Annotated in this window: 13 protein-coding genes and 2 pseudogenes; 7 read left to right on the forward strand and 8 right to left on the reverse strand. The window is 68.7% G+C overall.

The window, feature by feature from the left end; genetic code table 11:
* Positions 1–51 precede the first annotated feature (51 nt).
* The 4 genes from QR78_RS22610 to QR78_RS22625 all read right to left on the reverse strand — a co-directional run bounded on the left by QR78_RS22610 (position 52) and on the right by QR78_RS22625 (position 4,874).
* Entirely contained in the window at positions 52–1,044 is a 993-nt protein-coding gene (locus QR78_RS22610; RefSeq protein WP_048429837.1) for an ABC transporter permease, read from the reverse strand.
* The gene (locus QR78_RS22615) at positions 1,041–2,582 is read right to left on the reverse strand and encodes a sugar ABC transporter ATP-binding protein (RefSeq protein WP_082172113.1); all 1,542 of its coding nucleotides are present in this window, start codon (positions 2,580–2,582) and stop codon (positions 1,041–1,043) included. Before QR78_RS22615 ends, QR78_RS22610 begins: the two co-directional genes overlap by 4 nt.
* Before the next feature lie 92 nt (positions 2,583–2,674).
* Positions 2,675–3,700, reverse strand: a complete 1,026-nt coding sequence (locus QR78_RS22620) for a sugar ABC transporter substrate-binding protein (protein WP_048429839.1) — start codon at positions 3,698–3,700, stop codon at positions 2,675–2,677.
* A gap of 61 nt (positions 3,701–3,761) precedes the next feature.
* On the reverse strand, positions 3,762–4,874 hold the full coding sequence (locus tag QR78_RS22625) for an iron-containing alcohol dehydrogenase (RefSeq protein ID WP_048429840.1): 1,113 nt from the start codon (positions 4,872–4,874) through the stop codon (positions 3,762–3,764).
* Between the two features lie 387 nt (positions 4,875–5,261).
* On the opposite strand from QR78_RS22625, the gene QR78_RS22630 reads away from it, so the two are divergent.
* From QR78_RS22630 to QR78_RS22650, 5 genes are all read left to right on the forward strand, one after another.
* On the forward strand, positions 5,262–5,975 hold the full coding sequence (locus tag QR78_RS22630; RefSeq protein WP_048429841.1) for a GntR family transcriptional regulator: 714 nt from the start codon (positions 5,262–5,264) through the stop codon (positions 5,973–5,975).
* Entirely contained in the window at positions 5,975–7,519 is a 1,545-nt protein-coding gene (locus QR78_RS22635; protein ID WP_048429842.1) for a UxaA family hydrolase, read from the forward strand. Before QR78_RS22630 ends, QR78_RS22635 begins: the two co-directional genes overlap by 1 nt.
* A 162-nt stretch (positions 7,520–7,681) precedes the next feature.
* The gene (locus tag QR78_RS22640) at positions 7,682–9,256 is read left to right on the forward strand and encodes a GMC family oxidoreductase (protein ID WP_048429843.1); all 1,575 of its coding nucleotides are present in this window, start codon (positions 7,682–7,684) and stop codon (positions 9,254–9,256) included.
* 40 nt (positions 9,257–9,296) lie between these two features.
* Complete coding sequence (locus QR78_RS22645; RefSeq protein WP_048429844.1) at positions 9,297–10,091, forward strand: SDR family NAD(P)-dependent oxidoreductase; 795 nt, start codon at positions 9,297–9,299, stop codon at positions 10,089–10,091.
* Positions 10,092–10,119: 28 nt separating this feature from the next.
* Positions 10,120–11,223, forward strand: a complete 1,104-nt coding sequence (locus QR78_RS22650; RefSeq protein ID WP_048429845.1) for a glycerol dehydrogenase — start codon at positions 10,120–10,122, stop codon at positions 11,221–11,223.
* 248 nt (positions 11,224–11,471) lie between these two features.
* Here the strand turns inward: QR78_RS22650 and QR78_RS22655 are convergent.
* The 3 genes and pseudogenes from QR78_RS22655 to QR78_RS22665 all read right to left on the reverse strand — a co-directional run.
* Positions 11,472–11,981, reverse strand: a pseudogene (locus tag QR78_RS22655) (IS5/IS1182 family transposase); the annotation flags it as partial.
* Between the two features lie 39 nt (positions 11,982–12,020).
* Positions 12,021–12,302 (reverse strand): annotated as a pseudogene (locus tag QR78_RS22660) (integrase core domain-containing protein); the annotation flags it as partial.
* 26 nt (positions 12,303–12,328) lie between these two features.
* Positions 12,329–13,444, reverse strand: coding sequence for a tyrosine-type recombinase/integrase (locus tag QR78_RS22665; protein WP_082172114.1), 1,116 nt, complete (start codon positions 13,442–13,444; stop codon positions 12,329–12,331).
* Between the two features lie 206 nt (positions 13,445–13,650).
* On the opposite strand from QR78_RS22665, the gene QR78_RS22670 reads away from it, so the two are divergent.
* Both QR78_RS22670 and scpB read left to right on the forward strand, forming a co-directional pair.
* Entirely contained in the window at positions 13,651–14,550 is a 900-nt protein-coding gene (locus QR78_RS22670; protein ID WP_048429847.1) for a DUF1403 family protein, read from the forward strand.
* Positions 14,540–15,217 (forward strand): SMC-Scp complex subunit ScpB, encoded by a 678-nt coding sequence (gene scpB / locus QR78_RS22675; RefSeq protein WP_048429848.1) that lies wholly within the window; start codon positions 14,540–14,542, stop codon positions 15,215–15,217. The genes QR78_RS22670 and scpB overlap by 11 nt, the downstream gene beginning before the upstream one ends.
* Positions 15,218–15,595: 378 nt before the next feature.
* Here the strand turns inward: scpB and QR78_RS35740 are convergent.
* Positions 15,596–15,810, reverse strand: a 215-nt coding sequence (locus QR78_RS35740) for a hypothetical protein (protein WP_208993246.1), incomplete at its 5' end; no start/stop codon positions are given.

Here is a 15,810-nt window from a genome sequence, read left to right on the forward strand (position 1 = left end):
GGTCGAAGGTCTGGGGTGCGGCCGGGCGGGCGATCGGGGAGAGGAGGGCGGTCACGGGCGGGCCTCGCGCAGGGAGGGGGAGCCGGCCGGCCGCAGGCGGCGGAGCGCCTCGGCGAGCTTGGGGTCGAACAGCGCGATGGCGCCGATGAGCACGACCGAGACGATCGCGTCGGAGTAGTAGTAGGGCACGGCGAGCAGGGTGAAGCCGTTGAGCATCGCCGACATCAAGAGCGTCCCGGCGAGCGTCGCCGGCACCGAGGCCGTGCCGAACAGGGCGGCACCAAGATAGACCGCCGCGTAGGCCGGCATCAGGAGCTGCGCACCCGCCGTCACGTTGGCCGCGCCCGACGAGGCGACGAGGAGCACGATGGCGAGGCACGACAGCAGACCCGACAGCGCGAAGGCGGCAAGGACGTAGAGCCGCACCCGGATGCCTGAGAAGACCGCCGAGGTGCGGTTCTCGCCGGTGGCGTAGAAGGCGTTGCCGAAGCGCGAGCCGTGCAGCACGAGCCCGGCGAGGAGCGCGGTTCCGAGCAGGATAGCGACCGGCGCATCGATCCCGAGGAACGACGCGTCGTTGAGATCGAGGATCCCCGAGGTGAAGAAGTGGCGCGAGATCGAGGTGCCGTTGGAGTAGAAGTAGGACAGGCCGACCGCCGCGCCGCCGGTCGCGATCGTCGCCACGATGTCGGGCAGCCTGAGATAGGCGACGGCGAGGCCGTTGACGAAGCCGCAAAGCAAGCCGACCGTCAGCGCTCCGGCAACGCCGAGGCCGAGGCCGTAGCGCCCGGCGATCAGCCAGCCGAGCGTCATCGCCCCGAGGGAGGCGACGCCGGGGAAGGACAGGTCGAACTGGCGCACCACGATCACGAAGGTGAGGCCGAGCGCCGCCAGCCCCTGCACCGCCATGTGGCGCAGGAGCCCGTGGAGGTTGTCGGCCGAGAGGTAGACCGGGTTGGCGAGCGTGAAAGCCGCGGCGATCACCCCCAGCAGGGCCAGGAAGGCGAGGCTGCGCGGGACGAGCGGGTTGAGGCGTCGGGTCATGCTGCGCGCGCTCCCAAGGTTCCGGATCCGGGGATGCCGGCTCCCATGATGCCGGCGGCGAGGAGTTGGTCGCGGCTCGGCGCGGTTCCCCCGGGCGCGATCGGGCGGCCCCTGTAGAGGGCGAGCACCCGGTCGGCGAGGCCGTGGACCTCGTCGCAATCCGACGAGACGACCACCACCGCGGCTCGGCGCGACAGGTCGCGCATCAGGGCGTAGAGGCGCGCCCGCGCGCCGATATCGACGCCCACCGTCGGTTCGGCGAAGATGTAGATGTCGGCCTCGCGGAAGAGTCCCTTGGCGATGACGATCTTCTGCTGGTTGCCGCCCGAGAAGGCGCTGACCGGACGGTCGAGCTCGAAGGGCTGGAGGCCGACCTCGCGCGACAGCGCCTCGGTGCGCCGCCGGTTCGCCCCGAGCCGCAGGAGCCCGCCGAGGAACGAGGCACGGCCGAGGGCCGCGACCGTGGTGTTGAACACGACGTTCCGGGTCATGGTCAGCCCTTCGGTGCGGCGGTCGCCGGGCACCAGGAAGATGCCGGCGGCGAGCCCGTCATGCGGCCCGCGGAACCGGCGCGCCTCGCCCTTCACCCGCAGTTCACCAGCATCGTGCCGGAGGGCGCCGAACAGCACCTTGGAGAGTTCGTCGACGCCCGAGCCGACGAGCCCGAAGATGCCGAGGATCTCGCCCCGGCGGACCGTGAGATCGATGCCGGAGAAATGCGCGCCGCAGCCGAGGCCGCGCGCTTCCAGAAGCACGTCGCCGTCGCGGCGGCCGTCGCGGGGCGGGAAGAGGTCGCCGGCCGCCTCGTCCAGCATCAGTTCGGGGATCGAGACTTCGCGCCGCCGCGCCTCGTCGAGCGTCATGGTGGCGACGTTGCGTCCGCCCCGGAACACCGTGAACCGGTCGGCGATCTCGTAGACCTCCTCGAGGCGGTGCGTGATGTAGATGATCGCGATGCCGCCCGCCTGGAGCCGGCGCATCATCTGGAATAGCGAGGCCTTCTCGCGCTCGGTCAGCGTCGAGGTCGGCTCGTCGAGGATCAGGACCTTGATGTGATCGTGGCGCAGGGCGTGCAGGATCGCCACGATCTCGCGGTCGACCGCCGGCATCTCGCCGACCCGGGCCTCGAGGTCGATCTCGATCGGGAAGCGCTGGAGCAGCCGCTCGGCCGCCGCCGCCATCGCGGCCCGGTTCATGCGCCGGAACAGCCCGGGCTTCTCGCCCTCGTGGCCGAGGAAGATGTTTTCGACGCCCGTGCAGTCGGGCACCAGCTCGGGATGCTGCTGCACGGTGGCGATGCCGGCGGCGATGGCCGCGCGGGGCGTGCCGAGCTCGACCTCGCGCCCGTCGATCGTGATCGTGCCCTCGTCCTTGGTGTAGACGCCCGACAGGATCTTGATGAGTGTCGACTTGCCGGCGCCGTTGATGCCGAGGAGCGCGTGGATCTCGCCCGGCTCGAGGTCGAACTCGACGCCGCCCAGGGCCTGGACCGGGCCGAATCGCTTGGCGATGCCGCGCATGGTCAGGATCTTCGACATAGCCATCCTCCCTTGGCCTCCCTCCCGTGGATTTTTTTGTTCGTCGACCGTGCGCGGGGCCAGACGCCCGCCCCGCGCACGGTCGCGTGCGATCAGAGCACGCGGGTCCAGCCGAGCCTCGCCGCCTCGCCGGGCTGGTCGTAATTGTCCGGGATCTCGATCCCCGCGAGGCTCTTCTGCGTCACCGCGTAGGAGGGGGTGATGACGAAGCGGGGCGCCTTGCGCCCGGCGATGACCTCGTGCGCGAAGAAGGCGTTCATGTACGCCATCTCGTAGAAGCTCTGCGCCAGCGTGAGGGCGAAGGGCGAGCCGGCCTGGATGTACTCGAAGGACTGGGCGCCGCCATCGATGCCGGTGATGAACACGTTGCGCTTGGCCGCCTTGATGGCGAGCATGCCCTCCGAGGCCGCGCCGTCCCAGGCGCACCAGATCGCGTCGAGCTGCGGATTGGCGGTCAGGATGGTGTCGACCACCTGGCGCGGGGTCGTCGTGCCGCCGAGCGCGAAGGCGATCTCGGACACGACCTGGATGCCGGGATAGCGCATGAACACGGACTTGGCGCCGAGCGTGCGCTGGTCCCAGGATTCGTTGGAGGGCAGCGAGACCATCGCCACCTTGCCCTTCCCCTGGAGCCGGTCGGCGATGTACTGCGCGCCGAACGAGCCGAGGCCGAAATTGTTCGACATCGCGGTGGAGGTCACCGTCGTGTTCGGCACGTAGCTGTCGCCGCAGAAGATCGGGATGCCGGACGCGACGGCGGCCTGGACGGCCGGGGCGATCGCGGCGGCGTCGGCCGGGGTGATGAAGATCGCGTCGGGCTTGGACGCCACGAAGGCGGCGATCTGGTCGGCCTGCTTCTTCACGTCGTAGTTGGCGTCGGCGATCGTCAGCGTGCCGCCCAGCCGCTTCACCGCGTCCTGGTAGCCGGCGACGATGTGGCGGCCCGATTCCCAGACCGTCCAGCCGAGGGAGGCGCAGAACCGCGCGTCCTTGGCGAAGGCGAAGTTCGGGCGTGCCAGGGCGGCGGCGACCGTCAGGGCGGCGGCGCCGCTCAAGAGGCTCCGGCGCGAGAGGCTCGGGCCGGCGGCGTCGCGCGCGGAGTCGTGGGCGTCGTTCATGTCGTTCCTCCCAGGTGTCTGGATGCGGGACGGGTGGTTCGCCGTCTCCGCTCGTGCCGCCTCAGGCCGATTGGCGGAGAAGCTCGTGGTATTCCTCGCGCGTGGGCACGCGCGGGTTGGTCGCGTGGCAATGGTCCTTCAGGGCCTCGCCCGAGACGCGCGCCATCATCGCCTCGGTCACGCCGAGCGAGCCCAAGCCGGACGGCAGGCCGATGTCACGCGTCAGCCCGGCGATGACCCGGTCCGGCTCGCCGCCGAGGATGTCGGCGAGGACCTGCCACTTCGCGCCGATCGCCTCGCGGTTGAAGCGCAGCACGGCCGGCATCAGCACCGCGTTCAGGGTGCCGTGGTGGAGGTTGAGCTCGCGCACCGCGCCGAGCGGATGCGTCAGGGCGTGGACGGCGCCGAGGCCCTTTTGGAACGCCATCGCGCCCTCGAGCGCGCACATCATCATCTCCCAGCGCGCCGACCGGTCGGAGCCGTCCTGCACCGCGCGCCGGATCGCCCCGATCCCGCGCTTCAGCCCATCCAGCGCGATGGCGTCGGCCGGCGGGTTCACCGAGGGCGCCATGTAGGTCTCGAGGCAGTGCGAGATCGCGTCCATGCCGGTCGCGGCGGTGAGGAACGGCGGCAGGCCGTGGGTCAGCTCCGGATCGCAGAGCGCGACCGAGGGCAGCATGTGCGGGCTGACGATGCCGAGCTTGCGCCCCTCGGCGGTGATGATCACCGCGGCGCGGCCGACCTCCGAGCCGGTGCCCGAGGTGGTGGGTACGGCGACCAGCGGGCAGATGCGCCCGTGGATCTTCTTCGCGCCTCCCTCGACCGCGGTGTACTGGGCGAGCGGCCCCTCGTGCCCGGAGAGCAGGCGCACCGCCTTGGCGAGGTCGAGCGACGAGCCGCCGCCGAGCCCAACGATGCCGTCGCACTCGCCCGCCCGGTACTCGGCGTAGGCCGCCTCGGCCGCCTCCTCGGTCGGGTTGGCGGGCGTGTCGGCGAAGAGGGCAGGGCGCTCGGGCAGAAGCGCCAGGACCCGCTCGACCAACCCGCTCGCCATCAGGCCGCGATCGGTCACCACGAGGGGACGGGCGACGCCGAGCTCGCCGAGGATCGCGGGCAGCTTGGCGATGGCACCCTCGTCGAACTCGATCCGGGTCAGGTAGGTGATGACGGGCATGGCGAACGCTCTTTGGTGGCCGTGTCGGACGATGTCTTGGGGGCGTGCGGGGTCGCTCACGGCGTGGGACTCCATGCCGTGCGAAAGACGCTCTGTAGTCGACGTGATGCCCACGCCGAATATGCGGGCCTGGATACTGGTCGCACGTGACGGCATGGGGCGATCGGCTGAAAAGCGCCCGCCCTTTCGTCACGGTCTTGCTGTGCAGGATGAAAAAAGCGGCTCGGGCTGACCTTCGCCAGCCTTCGTTCCTGAGCCGGCGGCCTCCCTCCGCCTTGGTCCAAACTCGTATCGAAATCAGGCTTGCGCCGTCAACCGATATATGAGTTAAAAGAGCCAGACCGGTTCCAGGTTGTCAATCCCGGATCGACCACATCGGAAAATTCAATGATTTCAGTAGCTAGCGCCAGCCGTGAGAGGCGCCCGCCATCCGACAAGGCGGTTCCGAAAGCCGAGCAGATATATGAGATGGTGCGCTACGCGATCATCCGGTTGAGCATGGTCCCGGGCTCGGTGATCTCGGAAAAGGAGCTCTGCCTGCAATACGGTGTGTCGCGCACGCCGGTACGCGAGGCACTCAAGCGGCTCTCCGACGAGGACCTGGTCGACGTGTTTCCCCATTCGGGGACCTACGTCTCGAAGATCTCGTTCGAGGTCGCGGAGGAAGGCTACGTGATCCGCCGCGCACTCGAGATCGAGAGCATCCGGCGCGCCGTGCAATACGTGACCGACGACGACATCGCCCGCCTCGATCAGTTGATCCGCGAGATGCGCGACATCCTGGAGCGGGATGCGCTGCACGAATACATCGAGGTCGACGACGCGTTCCATTCCGCGATCGCCGGTATCAGCCGCTATCCGCGCATGTGGAAGTTCATCAACCTCGTCAAGGCGCATCTCGACCGGATGCGCCAGCTCTCGGCCCCGGTGCCCGGCCACCTCGCCGAGGTGACCGAGCAGCACGCGGCGATCGTGCGCGCGCTGGAGCGCCGCAACGCCGACCAGGCCGAACTCGCCATGAAGATCCACCTCGAGGCGTCCTTCGCGGTGATGAGCGCGATGTACGAGGACGGCCAGTATTTCAGACGGAAGGAAACGTGATGCCGGAGATCTCCGCAGGCCTGTCGCCGCTGATCCGGATGCATCCCGACGACAACGTCGCGGTGGCGCGCGTGACGATGGATCCCGCCTCCCTGCCGCTCGCCGACGGCACGCCGCTGGGCGAGCGGATCGGCCAGGGCCACAAGGTCGCGCTGCGCGACATCGCCGAGGGCGAGCCCGTACTGAAATACGGGCAGACGATCGGCTTCGCGAGCCGGGCCATCAGGATCGGCAGCCACGTTCACACCCACAACCTCGCCATGGCCGAGCTCGACCTCGCCCATGAGTTCTGCGCCGGCGCCCGCGAGCCGGATTTCGTGCCTGAGGCCGAGCGCGCCACCTTCCTCGGCTACCGCCGCCCGGACGGGCGGGTCGGCACGCGCAACTACCTGGCGATCGTCTCGTCGGTGAACTGCTCGGCCACGGTCGCGCGCGCCGTCGCGGCGCATTTCGCCCCCGCGACCGGCCGGCTCGACGGCTTCTCCGGCGTCGACGGCATCATCGCCCTCACGCATGGCGGCGGCTGCGCCATCAACCCGCATGAGGAGGGCTACCTTTACCTGACGCGGGTGCTCGCCGGCTACGCCACCCATCCCAATGTCGGCGCCGTGCTGATGATCGGGCTCGGCTGCGAGACCAACCAGATCTCGCTCATCCTGAAGAAGCACCGCCTCGCGGAAGGGCCGCTGTTCCGCACGCTGTCGATCCAGGGCACCAGCGGCACGCGCTCCAGCGTCGCGGCCGGCATCCGGGCGGTCGAGGAGATGCTGCCGGCTTTGGACGCCGTGCGGCGCACGCCCGAGCCGGTCTCGCACCTTACCCTCGCCCTCGAATGCGGCGGCTCCGACGGGTATTCGGGCATCTCGGCCAACCCGGCCCTCGGCTACGCCTCCGACCTCCTGGTGCGTCACGGCGGCACGGCGGTGCTCGCCGAGACGCCGGAGATCTACGGCGCCGAGCATCTCCTGACCCGGCGGGCCGCGACGCCCGCGGTGGCGCAGAAGCTCCTCGACCGGATCGCGTGGTGGCGCGACTACGCCGAACGCGGCAAGGCCGAGCTCAACAACAACCCCTCGCACGGCAACAAGGCCGGCGGCCTCACCACCATCCTCGAGAAGTCCCTGGGCGCGGTGGCCAAGGGCGGCGCCTCGCGGCTCAACGCGGTCTACGAGTATGCCGAGCCGATCGATCGGACCGGCTTCGTCTTCATGGACACGCCCGGTTACGACCCCGTGGCGGTGACCGGCCAGGTGGCCGGCGGCTGCAACATCATCTGCTTCACGACCGGGCGCGGCTCGGTCTCGGGCTTCAAGCCGGCGCCGTCGCTCAAGCTCTCCAGCAATACGCCCCTGTTCGAGCGGATGCACGAGGACATGGACGTCGATTGCGGCACGGTGGTCACCGGCCTGGAGACCGTGGAGCAGGCAGGCGAGCGCATCTTCGCCGCCATTCTCGCCGCCGCCTCGGGCGAGCGGACGAAGAGCGAGACCTTCGATTACGGCGATAACGAATTCGTGCCCTGGCAGGTCGGGGCCGTGATGTAGTATCGACACAGGAAAAAATTCTTTGTATTGATCCACAAACCTTACGAAAACTTGAGCATATCCTGCGGCGCGATGCTTCTCGCATCACGCGCCGTCGGCACGAGCACGCCGGACGCGGCCAGCGCGCCACCAGTGCGCGCGGCCCACGGGAGGACAGCGATCATGACAGACCTGAAGAGCAGCTACGACATCGTCATCATCGGGGCCGGCGTGGGCGGCGGGGCGCTGGCCAACGCGCTCGCGGCACCCGGGCGCGAGATCCTGATGATCGAGCGCGGCCCGCGCCTGCGCCGCGAGCCCGACAACTGGAGCGTCGACGCCGTCTTCCACAAGCGCAAATACGCCGCCAAGGAGCAGTGGCGCGATCGCGACGGCCAGCTGTTCAGCCCCTCGACCTACTACTACGTCGGCGGCAACTCGAAGTTCTTCGGCGCTGCGACGGTGCGCTTCCGCAAGGAGGATTTCGAGGCGCTGCAGCACGAGGGCGGCGTCGCTCCGGCCTGGCCGGTATCCTACGACGAGTTCGAGCCCTACTACGCCCGCGCCGAGCGGCTGATGGGCACCCACGGCGAGGCCGGCCTCGACCCGATCGAGCCGCCGCGCTCGGGGCCGATGCCCTACCCGGCGATCGGTCACGAGCCCGAGATCGCCTGGTTCGAGACCAAGCTGCGCAAGAAGGGTCTGCGCCCGTTCCCCCTGCCGATCGCGATCGACTACCACGAGGGCGGCGCCTGCGCCCGCTGCCGGACCTGCGACGGCTTTGCCTGCAAGATCGGCGCGAAGGGTGACGCCGAGGTGCGCCTCGTCAACCCGGCGCTCGCCAAGGGCGGCGTGACGCTGATCACCGAGGCCTACGTCCACCGCCTCGTCACCGACGCCTCGGGCCGCCGGGTGACCGGGGTCGAACTCGACTACCAGGGCGAGCGGCGCACCGTCTCGGCCGAGATCTTCGTGTCCTCGGCCGGCGCGATCAACTCCTCCGCGCTCCTGCTGCGCTCCCGCAACGACAAGCACCCGCAGGGGCTCGGCAACAACACCTCCGACCAGCTCGGCCGCAACTATATGGCCCACAACAACACGGCGATGATGGCGATCTCGCCGTTCAAGAAGAACCGGGTCGTCTTCCAGAAGTCGATGGCGATCAACGATTTCTACCTCGCCAACAAGGAACGTCCCTATCCGCTCGGCAACGTGCAGGGCCTCGGCAAGCTGCAGGCCGGCATGCTGACGGCGAGCGTCAAATGGGCGCCCGAGCGGATGATGGCCCTGTTCGCCGAGCGCTCGGTCGATTGGTGGCTAATGTCGGAGGATCTGCCCGATCCGGAGAACCGCGTCGGCGTCGACAGCGACGGCACCATCCGGTTGTCCTACACGCCCAACAACCTCAAGGCGCATGGGGAACTGGTGAAGGTCTGGACCCGGATCATGCGCTCGCTGGGCTACCCGCTGATCGTCACGCAGCGGATGGACATCAAGGTCTCGATGCACCAGTGCGGCACCGCGCGGTTCGGCAACGACCCCGCAACCTCGGTCCTCGACACCAATTGCCGGGTCTGGGACGTCGATAACCTCTACGTCGTGGATGCGTCCTTCCTGCCCTCGTCGGCCGGGTTCAACCCGTCGCTGACGATCGTCGCCCAGGCCCAGCGCACCGCCGAGCACATCCTCAAGGAGCTCGGCGAGCCCCTGACGGTCCCGATGCCGTCGATCCGGACCCCCGAGCCGGTCCTCGTCTGATCCGAGCTTCGCAATTCAACGAAAAATGGGGAGGAACACCATGGCCACCAAGCGCGACTACGCACGCCTGTTCGATCTGACCGGCCGCAAGGCGATCGTGACGGGAGGGTCCCGCGGCATCGGGCGGGCACTCTCGGAGGCGCTCGCCGCCCACGGCGCCGACGTCGCGATCGTCGTGCGCTCGACGATCGAGCAGGCCGACGCCCTCGCGGCGGAACTCAACACGAATGGCGGCGACAGCTTCGCGATCCGGGCCGACGTCGCGAATCCCGCCGACGTCGAGCGCATGGCAGCCGCCGTCGAGGCCCGCTGGGGCCGGGCGGACATCCTCGTCAACAATGCCGGCATCGTCCTGCCGGGCAACGCCGAGGAGTATCCCCTCGACCAGTGGCGCCAGACCCTGAGCGTCAACCTCGACGGCGTGTTCCTGGTCAGCCAGGCGATCGGCCGGATGATGATCCGCCAGAAATCCGGCTCGATCATCAATATCGGCTCGATGTCGGGCCGGATCGTCAACTGGCCGTTCCGTCACGCCGCCTACAACGTCTCAAAGGCGGCGGTGCACATGCTGACCAAGTGCCTGGCGACCGAGTGGGCCGAGCACAACATCCGGGTGAACGCGCTGGCGCCCGGCTACATCATGACCGAGCTGACCGAAGAGGTGCTGCGCGATCACCCCGACGTCGTCTCGCAGCACTGGGCGAAGGGCGCGGTGCAGGACCGGATCGGCACCGTCGACGAGCTCGCGGGCGCGGTCGTCTACCTCGCCGGCGACGCCGCCTCGTTCACGACCGGTGAGATCCATACGGTCGATGGCGGCCTGACCCTGCGCTGACGCTTCCTCTCCTTCCAAGGATCCTATTATGACGCAACGCGGTTACGGCGGCCCGCTCCGCTACGTGCAAGGCCCTGGTGTCATCGCCGATCTCGGGCGCTACGTCGCGCCCCTCGGCGACCGGGCGCTGGTGGTGATCGATCCGTTCTTCTGGGACACCTTGCGCCCCGAGCTCATCGCCGCCTTCGAGGCGGCCCGGGTCGCGGCCACGTTCGTCCGCTTCGGCGGCGAATCCTCGGAGGAGGAGATCGCGCGCTGTGCCGCGGAGGGCCGGGCGGCCGAGGCCGGCACCGTCATCGGCATCGGCGGCGGCAAGGCCCTCGACACGGCGAAGATCGCCGCCTTCCGGATTGGCGCGCGCACCGTTACTGTGCCGACCATCGCCTCGACGGATTCGCCGACGAGCTCGCTCGGCGTCGTCTACACGCCCGACGGCGTCTACGACCACGTCGTGCGCTGCGGGCGCAACCCGGACGTGGTGCTGGTCGACAGCGCCCTGATCATCCGCGCGCCGGTCCGTTTCCTCGCCGCCGGCATGGGCGACGCGCTCTCGACCTTCTACGAGGCGCGCTCCAACATCGAGTCGCGCTCGCGCAACTACATCGGCGACGGCTACGCCGCGACGATCGGCGGCTACCAGATCGCCCGGGCCTGCCACGACACGCTGATGCGTGACGGCCGGGCGGCCCATGCGGCGGCGAAGCACGGGCGGGTGACGACGGCGGTCGAGAATATCATCGAGGCCAACACGCTGCTGTCGGGCCTGGGCTTCGAGAATTGCGGGGTCTCAGGCGCCCACGGCATCCACGACGCGCTGACGGTCCTGGAGCCGACCCACCACTTCCTGCACGGCGAGAAGGTGGCGTTCGGCATCCTGTGCCTGCTGGTGCTCGAGAACCGGCCCCCGGCCGAGTTCCGGGAAGCCGCGTCCTTCTGCCGGGACATCGGCCTGCCGACGACCCTCGCTGATCTCGGCTTGAGCGAGGTGACGGAGGCGGACATGGCGAAAGTGGGAGATGCCGCCATGTTGCCGACGAACGTGATCCGATCGGTGCCGGTGGAGCTTTCGGCGGGGATAATCGCCGACGCGATCTGGACGGCCAGCGCGCTCGCCGCGGAACTCTCTGCCTGAACGCTCCCCGCCGGTCGGGGCGCGCATCTGCGACGACGGCGGTACGCTGGTGTGGGGCATCGCCAGCCATGCGGCGCTGACGTTGCGACAGGCCGACGCGATACCTTAATGTGGCGTCGGCCTGTCTATGAACATGTCCAGCCTATGTGATTGCTCCGGTCCCGCTGTAGTTCCGGGGCGATCTCTCTACCGCCAGCCTCTATCGAAACAGAACTGCGACTTCGAGACTGACAAGAGACTACAGCGTGTTATGTACTTGCCATAAGCTTTTCGGCCTGCCTGAGCATGATGCAGACGAAGGCGAACATGTGTAGGCCGGCTAACGTGCTGGCGTAGCGCTCGTAATCCTTGACCAGCCGCCGACAGCGGGTGGCCCAGGCAAAGGAGCGCTCCACGACCCATCTTCGCGGCAGCAGGACGAAACCGCGCTTAGCCTCAGGTGCCTTCACTACCTCCAGGTCGATGCCGTGGGCGCTCGCGGCAGTTGCTGGCTTGGGCCTGGAATAGCCCTGATCGACAAAGGCCAACTCGATGCTGTCGCTCGTCTCCGCCTGAACTTCGGCTGCCAGTCGGCCAACCTCGGCCCGGTCGTCGGTACTGGCGGGGGTCACGTGCAGCGCCACGACGTGGCCGGGCGTGTCCACCGCCAGATGGACCTTCGCACCCCGCTTGCGCTTGGCTCCGTCGTAGGCCGCCCGCTCGCCGCTCTCGGGCGAGGAGCGCAGCGTCCGACTGTCGAGAATCACCGCGGACGGCTCTGAACCGCTCCGGGTTTGTCGGAGGCTGATTGTCTTGGGTCAGGCGGCCATGGCTTGGCCGCCGATGTGGGCATGATAGCGCGCTTCGGCCTCGGCGGGAGGGACATTGCCGATGGGCGCGAGGAGGCGACGGTGGTTGTACCAGTCGACCCACTCCAGGGTGGCGTACTCGACCGCCTCGAAGGAGCGCCATGGGCCGCTCCGGTGGATGACCTCCGCCTTGAACAGGCCGTTGATCGTTTCCGCCAAGGCGTTGTCGTAGCTGTCGCCGACGCTGCCGATTGACGGCTCGATGCCCGCACTGAGTCGCTCCGGATATTCCGGAGCTTCCCCTTCTGGATGGTGCGTCACAGCCCTGAGGCCTTGGTCAGGTTGACCCGGAAGCGCTCGCGCCGTCGCTGATACCGCCGCGTCATCTCGGCCGAGGCGTGACCGAGCTGACGCTGCACCAGAGCCTCCTCCACCTCGGCGGAACTCGCCAGGCCCGCCCGCAGCGAGTGACCCGCGAAGGCCAGCGCCCGCTCGCTCTCTGGCAGGTCGCCGCGCAGGCCCGCGGCCATCGCCGTGCGCTTGACCAATCTCACCACGTGCTTGTCGGATAGCCGGGCCGCCGACACGGCCCCTTTCGGACCGGAGATCGACCGGAACACCGGGCCGTGGGCGATCCGCCCCAGCCGCAGCCACGTCGCCAGCGCCGCAACCGGGCAACTGCGCTCCGACGAGCCGCGTCCAACCTCGACCGTGCGCCAGCCCGTCTTGCCGCGGACCGTCAGCAGCGCTCCCTCGGCCAGGATCTCGATCCAGCCCGCACCGTCGGTCGTCTGGCGCGGGCCGCAATCGAGGCCGACGATCTCCGAGCGGCGCAGGCCGCCCGCGAACCCGAGGAGCAGGATCGCCTTGTCGCGCAAGCCGCGCAGGTCGGCCTCGAGCGTCGCCACCATGGCGAGCAGGTCCTCGCCGAGCACCGCCTCCTTCTGGCGTGGCGGACGGGCGTGGCTGCGGCGGATTCCGGCCATGACGTCGGTGATGTGGCGGTCGTCGCGCCCGAGCGGCGTGCCGGCCGAGCGATAGCGGGTGGTGAGGGCGGCCAGCCGGCGCTCGAGGGTGGCGACGCTCACCTTTGGCAGGCCGTGGCCGTCGGCGGCGGCGGCGAGGAAGAGCCCGACGATGCGGGGGTCGGGGACGAGGGGGTCGAGGCCCTGGCGCAGGCACCAGCGCTCGAACAGGTACCAGTCCGAGGCGTAGGCGCGGCGGGTGTTGGGGCTGTCCTTGCGGGCGGCGTAAGCGCGGGCCGCCTCGGCGAGCGGCTGGAGCGCCGGAAGCGGCGATTCGGCGCGTTCGCTCGGCTCGTCCGCGCTCGACACCGCGGCCGACGTGGGAGGAAGGGCAAGCAAGCCAGCGGCCTCCTCCTCAAGTGCGAGCAGAGAGGTGTGCTGCGAGTGCGAGGGGAGGGGTTCGGACATGATTCCGGAACCATGGCTTGCCATGTCCGATAATGCAATCTTACCGGACATACCAAAAGGCACAACAGCTGCGGCGCTTTGAGAGCCTTGAGAGCTGACAAAGCGCCGTGCGGGAGTTACAGTCACGCATGGATCAGGCCGCCTCCGCCCCCGCCAGACCAGCTCGCCGCACGGCTAGGGCGCCCGCCGCTCCCGCAGATAACCCCTTGCTCTTGCAGCCCTTGCCGGCCTGGGTCCGGCGCGGCCGGGAGGAGGGCGGGGCGGCTCTCGCTGCCGGGGCTGCCTTCCTGGCTCTCGATCAGGCCCTACGCGCTGCACCGCCCTGGCTCGGCACCCTGCGCCTGCGCCAGGCCCTCGCGGCCGCCGCCGCGACCGGCCGCCTGCTCCGACTGCGCGAGGGTCTCGCCGAGCTTCGCGACGCCCACCACCTCACCCGACCCGCCGACGATCCGGGTCCTGCCGGCCACCTCCACCGCGCCTGGCGCTGCCTCGCCACGCAACCCACGCGGTTTGACGCATCCGGGCTCGCCCGTCTCGCCAACCTGGTGGCGCCCGCCGTCGCTCCCGACGATCTGCTGATGGCGGTCGGCGACCACGAGGCTGCCGACCCGGTGACCGCCGCCGCGACCGCTGCCGCACGTCTGCGCGCGGCGATAGCCGGTCCGGATGGCGAACTCCTCAGCCTGATGCTTGCCGACCTCGTCCTCGCCACCCGCTTCGGCTGGGCCAATCCGGTCCCGCTGCTCGCCACCGCCCTAGCGCACTCCGAGCTGCGCGCCCAGCTTGAGCGCCGCGAGCGCACGAGCGGCCCGGAATGGATCAGTGCCTGCCAGGCTGCCTACGCCATAGTGGCGGGCGAGACCTATGCCCGCGCGCTCGACCTCGCCCGGCGCGCGGAGTCACTGACCATCGCGATGCAGGCTGTTCGAACCAGGGGCGCCAGCCACGGCCTCGCCGTCGTGCTCGCCGACGACGTCGTCACGGCGACCCGACTCACCGGCCTCGGCTCGGAGCGGGCCGCCCGGCGCTTCCTCGACCGCCTGGTCGTTCTCGGGGGATTACGCGAGCACACCGGGCGCACGACGTTCCGCTTGTATGGGCTCTGACATGGCCCGCGCGCGGTCCAGCCCATTCGATCCCGCACTCGCCGGCCTGCCGCCGGAGGCGCGCTGGCGCGCCTGGATGGGCCACGTTGAGGCCGTGCTGTTCGCCTCGCCCATGCCGGTCCCGCGCGAAGCCCTCGCCCGGGTGGTCGGTCCGGAGTGCCGACTCGACGCGCTGATCGCCGACATTCGCGACGAGCTGCGGGCCCGGCCCTACGAGCTCGTCGCGGTCGCCAGCGGCTGGCAGTTGCGGACGCGGGCGGAGTTCGCGCCCGCCATTCGGGCTGCCGGCACCGTCTCGGAGGAGGCAAGTGGAGGGGCGCTGACGGCGGGCGACCAGCTGGCGCTGGCCGCCATCGCCTATCTTCAGCCGGTGACCCGAATGGCGCTCTCCCGGGTGCTCGGCAAGGAGGTGAGCCGGGACGTGATTGCGCGGCTCAAGCGGCTCGATCTCCTCGGAGCCGGCCCTCGCTCGCCGGAGCCGGGCGCGCCGCTGACGTATGTCACCACGCCGACGTTCCTCGCCCGGTTCGGTCTCGCTTCGCTTCGCGATCTGCCCGATATCGAGGCGCTTGAGGAGGCAGGGTTGCTCGACCTGGATGGGGCAGCCGAAGCGCCCTCCGATCCCTTCGATGCCCTGTTGTGGTTATCGGGCGAGGAGGCATTGTAACAAATCTGCCCCTCTCGAGGGAATTCCCGTGCCTTACGACCCGAGTTCCTGCTTCGTCAGGGCAGCGGCCGGTTCATGCACCGGCATCCCCCTGGATGGCGTGCTCGGATCCAAGTCAATCACAGCCCACCCAGCGTAATAAGCAAGTCGGTCAGATGTTGTTTATGATCAATAATGTCGGATCCGACCATGAATGGCAAATCAAAATGTCCGGCCCTTGCAGAAATTAGCTCAAAGGTGAGCGTATGCGCGCATCCATACTTTAGTATCGCCCGCAATCGAGATGAGCGATTTATTACGGCAGCCAAAATCTGACGTTTTATCGCCCCTTATTGACGTCCAACAGGCAAATTCGTGACCCATAATTTCTATTATTTGTTAGCCAATAGTAGTGGGATCCAGGTCGGCGCTAGCTAAGGCGTTGAGATCGAACCGTTCAATATTTTTTACAAAGCTTTCAGTGCCGTTTGGGTGCAAGGTCGTCCAATCCGTAACAATTTGGTATTTACACAAATCAATCCTTTCGACACGCCTAGCCATACGCCACCTATCGCCGTTGTCTCTAGCCGGACTTATACCGCCGCGCTTAGGTT

Source organism: Methylobacterium indicum (assembly GCF_001043895.1).
Taxonomy (GTDB): domain Bacteria; phylum Pseudomonadota; class Alphaproteobacteria; order Rhizobiales; family Beijerinckiaceae; genus Methylobacterium; species Methylobacterium indicum.

Coding starts and splice junctions, on each gene's coding strand:
- QR78_RS22665 (WP_082172114.1), bottom strand. CDS start 13,444: ATGTCCGAACCCCTCCCCTCGCACTCGCAGCACACCTCTCTGCTCGCA.
- QR78_RS22625 (WP_048429840.1), bottom strand. CDS start 4,874: ATGCCCGTCATCACCTACCTGACCCGGATCGAGTTCGACGAGGGTGCC.
- QR78_RS22610 (WP_048429837.1), bottom strand. CDS start 1,044: ATGACCCGACGCCTCAACCCGCTCGTCCCGCGCAGCCTCGCCTTCCTG.
- QR78_RS22650 (WP_048429845.1), top strand. CDS start 10,120: ATGACGCAACGCGGTTACGGCGGCCCGCTCCGCTACGTGCAAGGCCCT.
- QR78_RS22615 (WP_082172113.1), bottom strand. CDS start 2,582: ATGTCGAAGATCCTGACCATGCGCGGCATCGCCAAGCGATTCGGCCCG.
- QR78_RS22620 (WP_048429839.1), bottom strand. CDS start 3,700: ATGAACGACGCCCACGACTCCGCGCGCGACGCCGCCGGCCCGAGCCTC.
- QR78_RS22640 (WP_048429843.1), top strand. CDS start 7,682: ATGACAGACCTGAAGAGCAGCTACGACATCGTCATCATCGGGGCCGGC.
- QR78_RS22630 (WP_048429841.1), top strand. CDS start 5,262: ATGATTTCAGTAGCTAGCGCCAGCCGTGAGAGGCGCCCGCCATCCGAC.
- QR78_RS22635 (WP_048429842.1), top strand. CDS start 5,975: ATGCCGGAGATCTCCGCAGGCCTGTCGCCGCTGATCCGGATGCATCCC.
- QR78_RS22645 (WP_048429844.1), top strand. CDS start 9,297: ATGGCCACCAAGCGCGACTACGCACGCCTGTTCGATCTGACCGGCCGC.
- scpB (WP_048429848.1), top strand. CDS start 14,540: ATGGGCTCTGACATGGCCCGCGCGCGGTCCAGCCCATTCGATCCCGCA.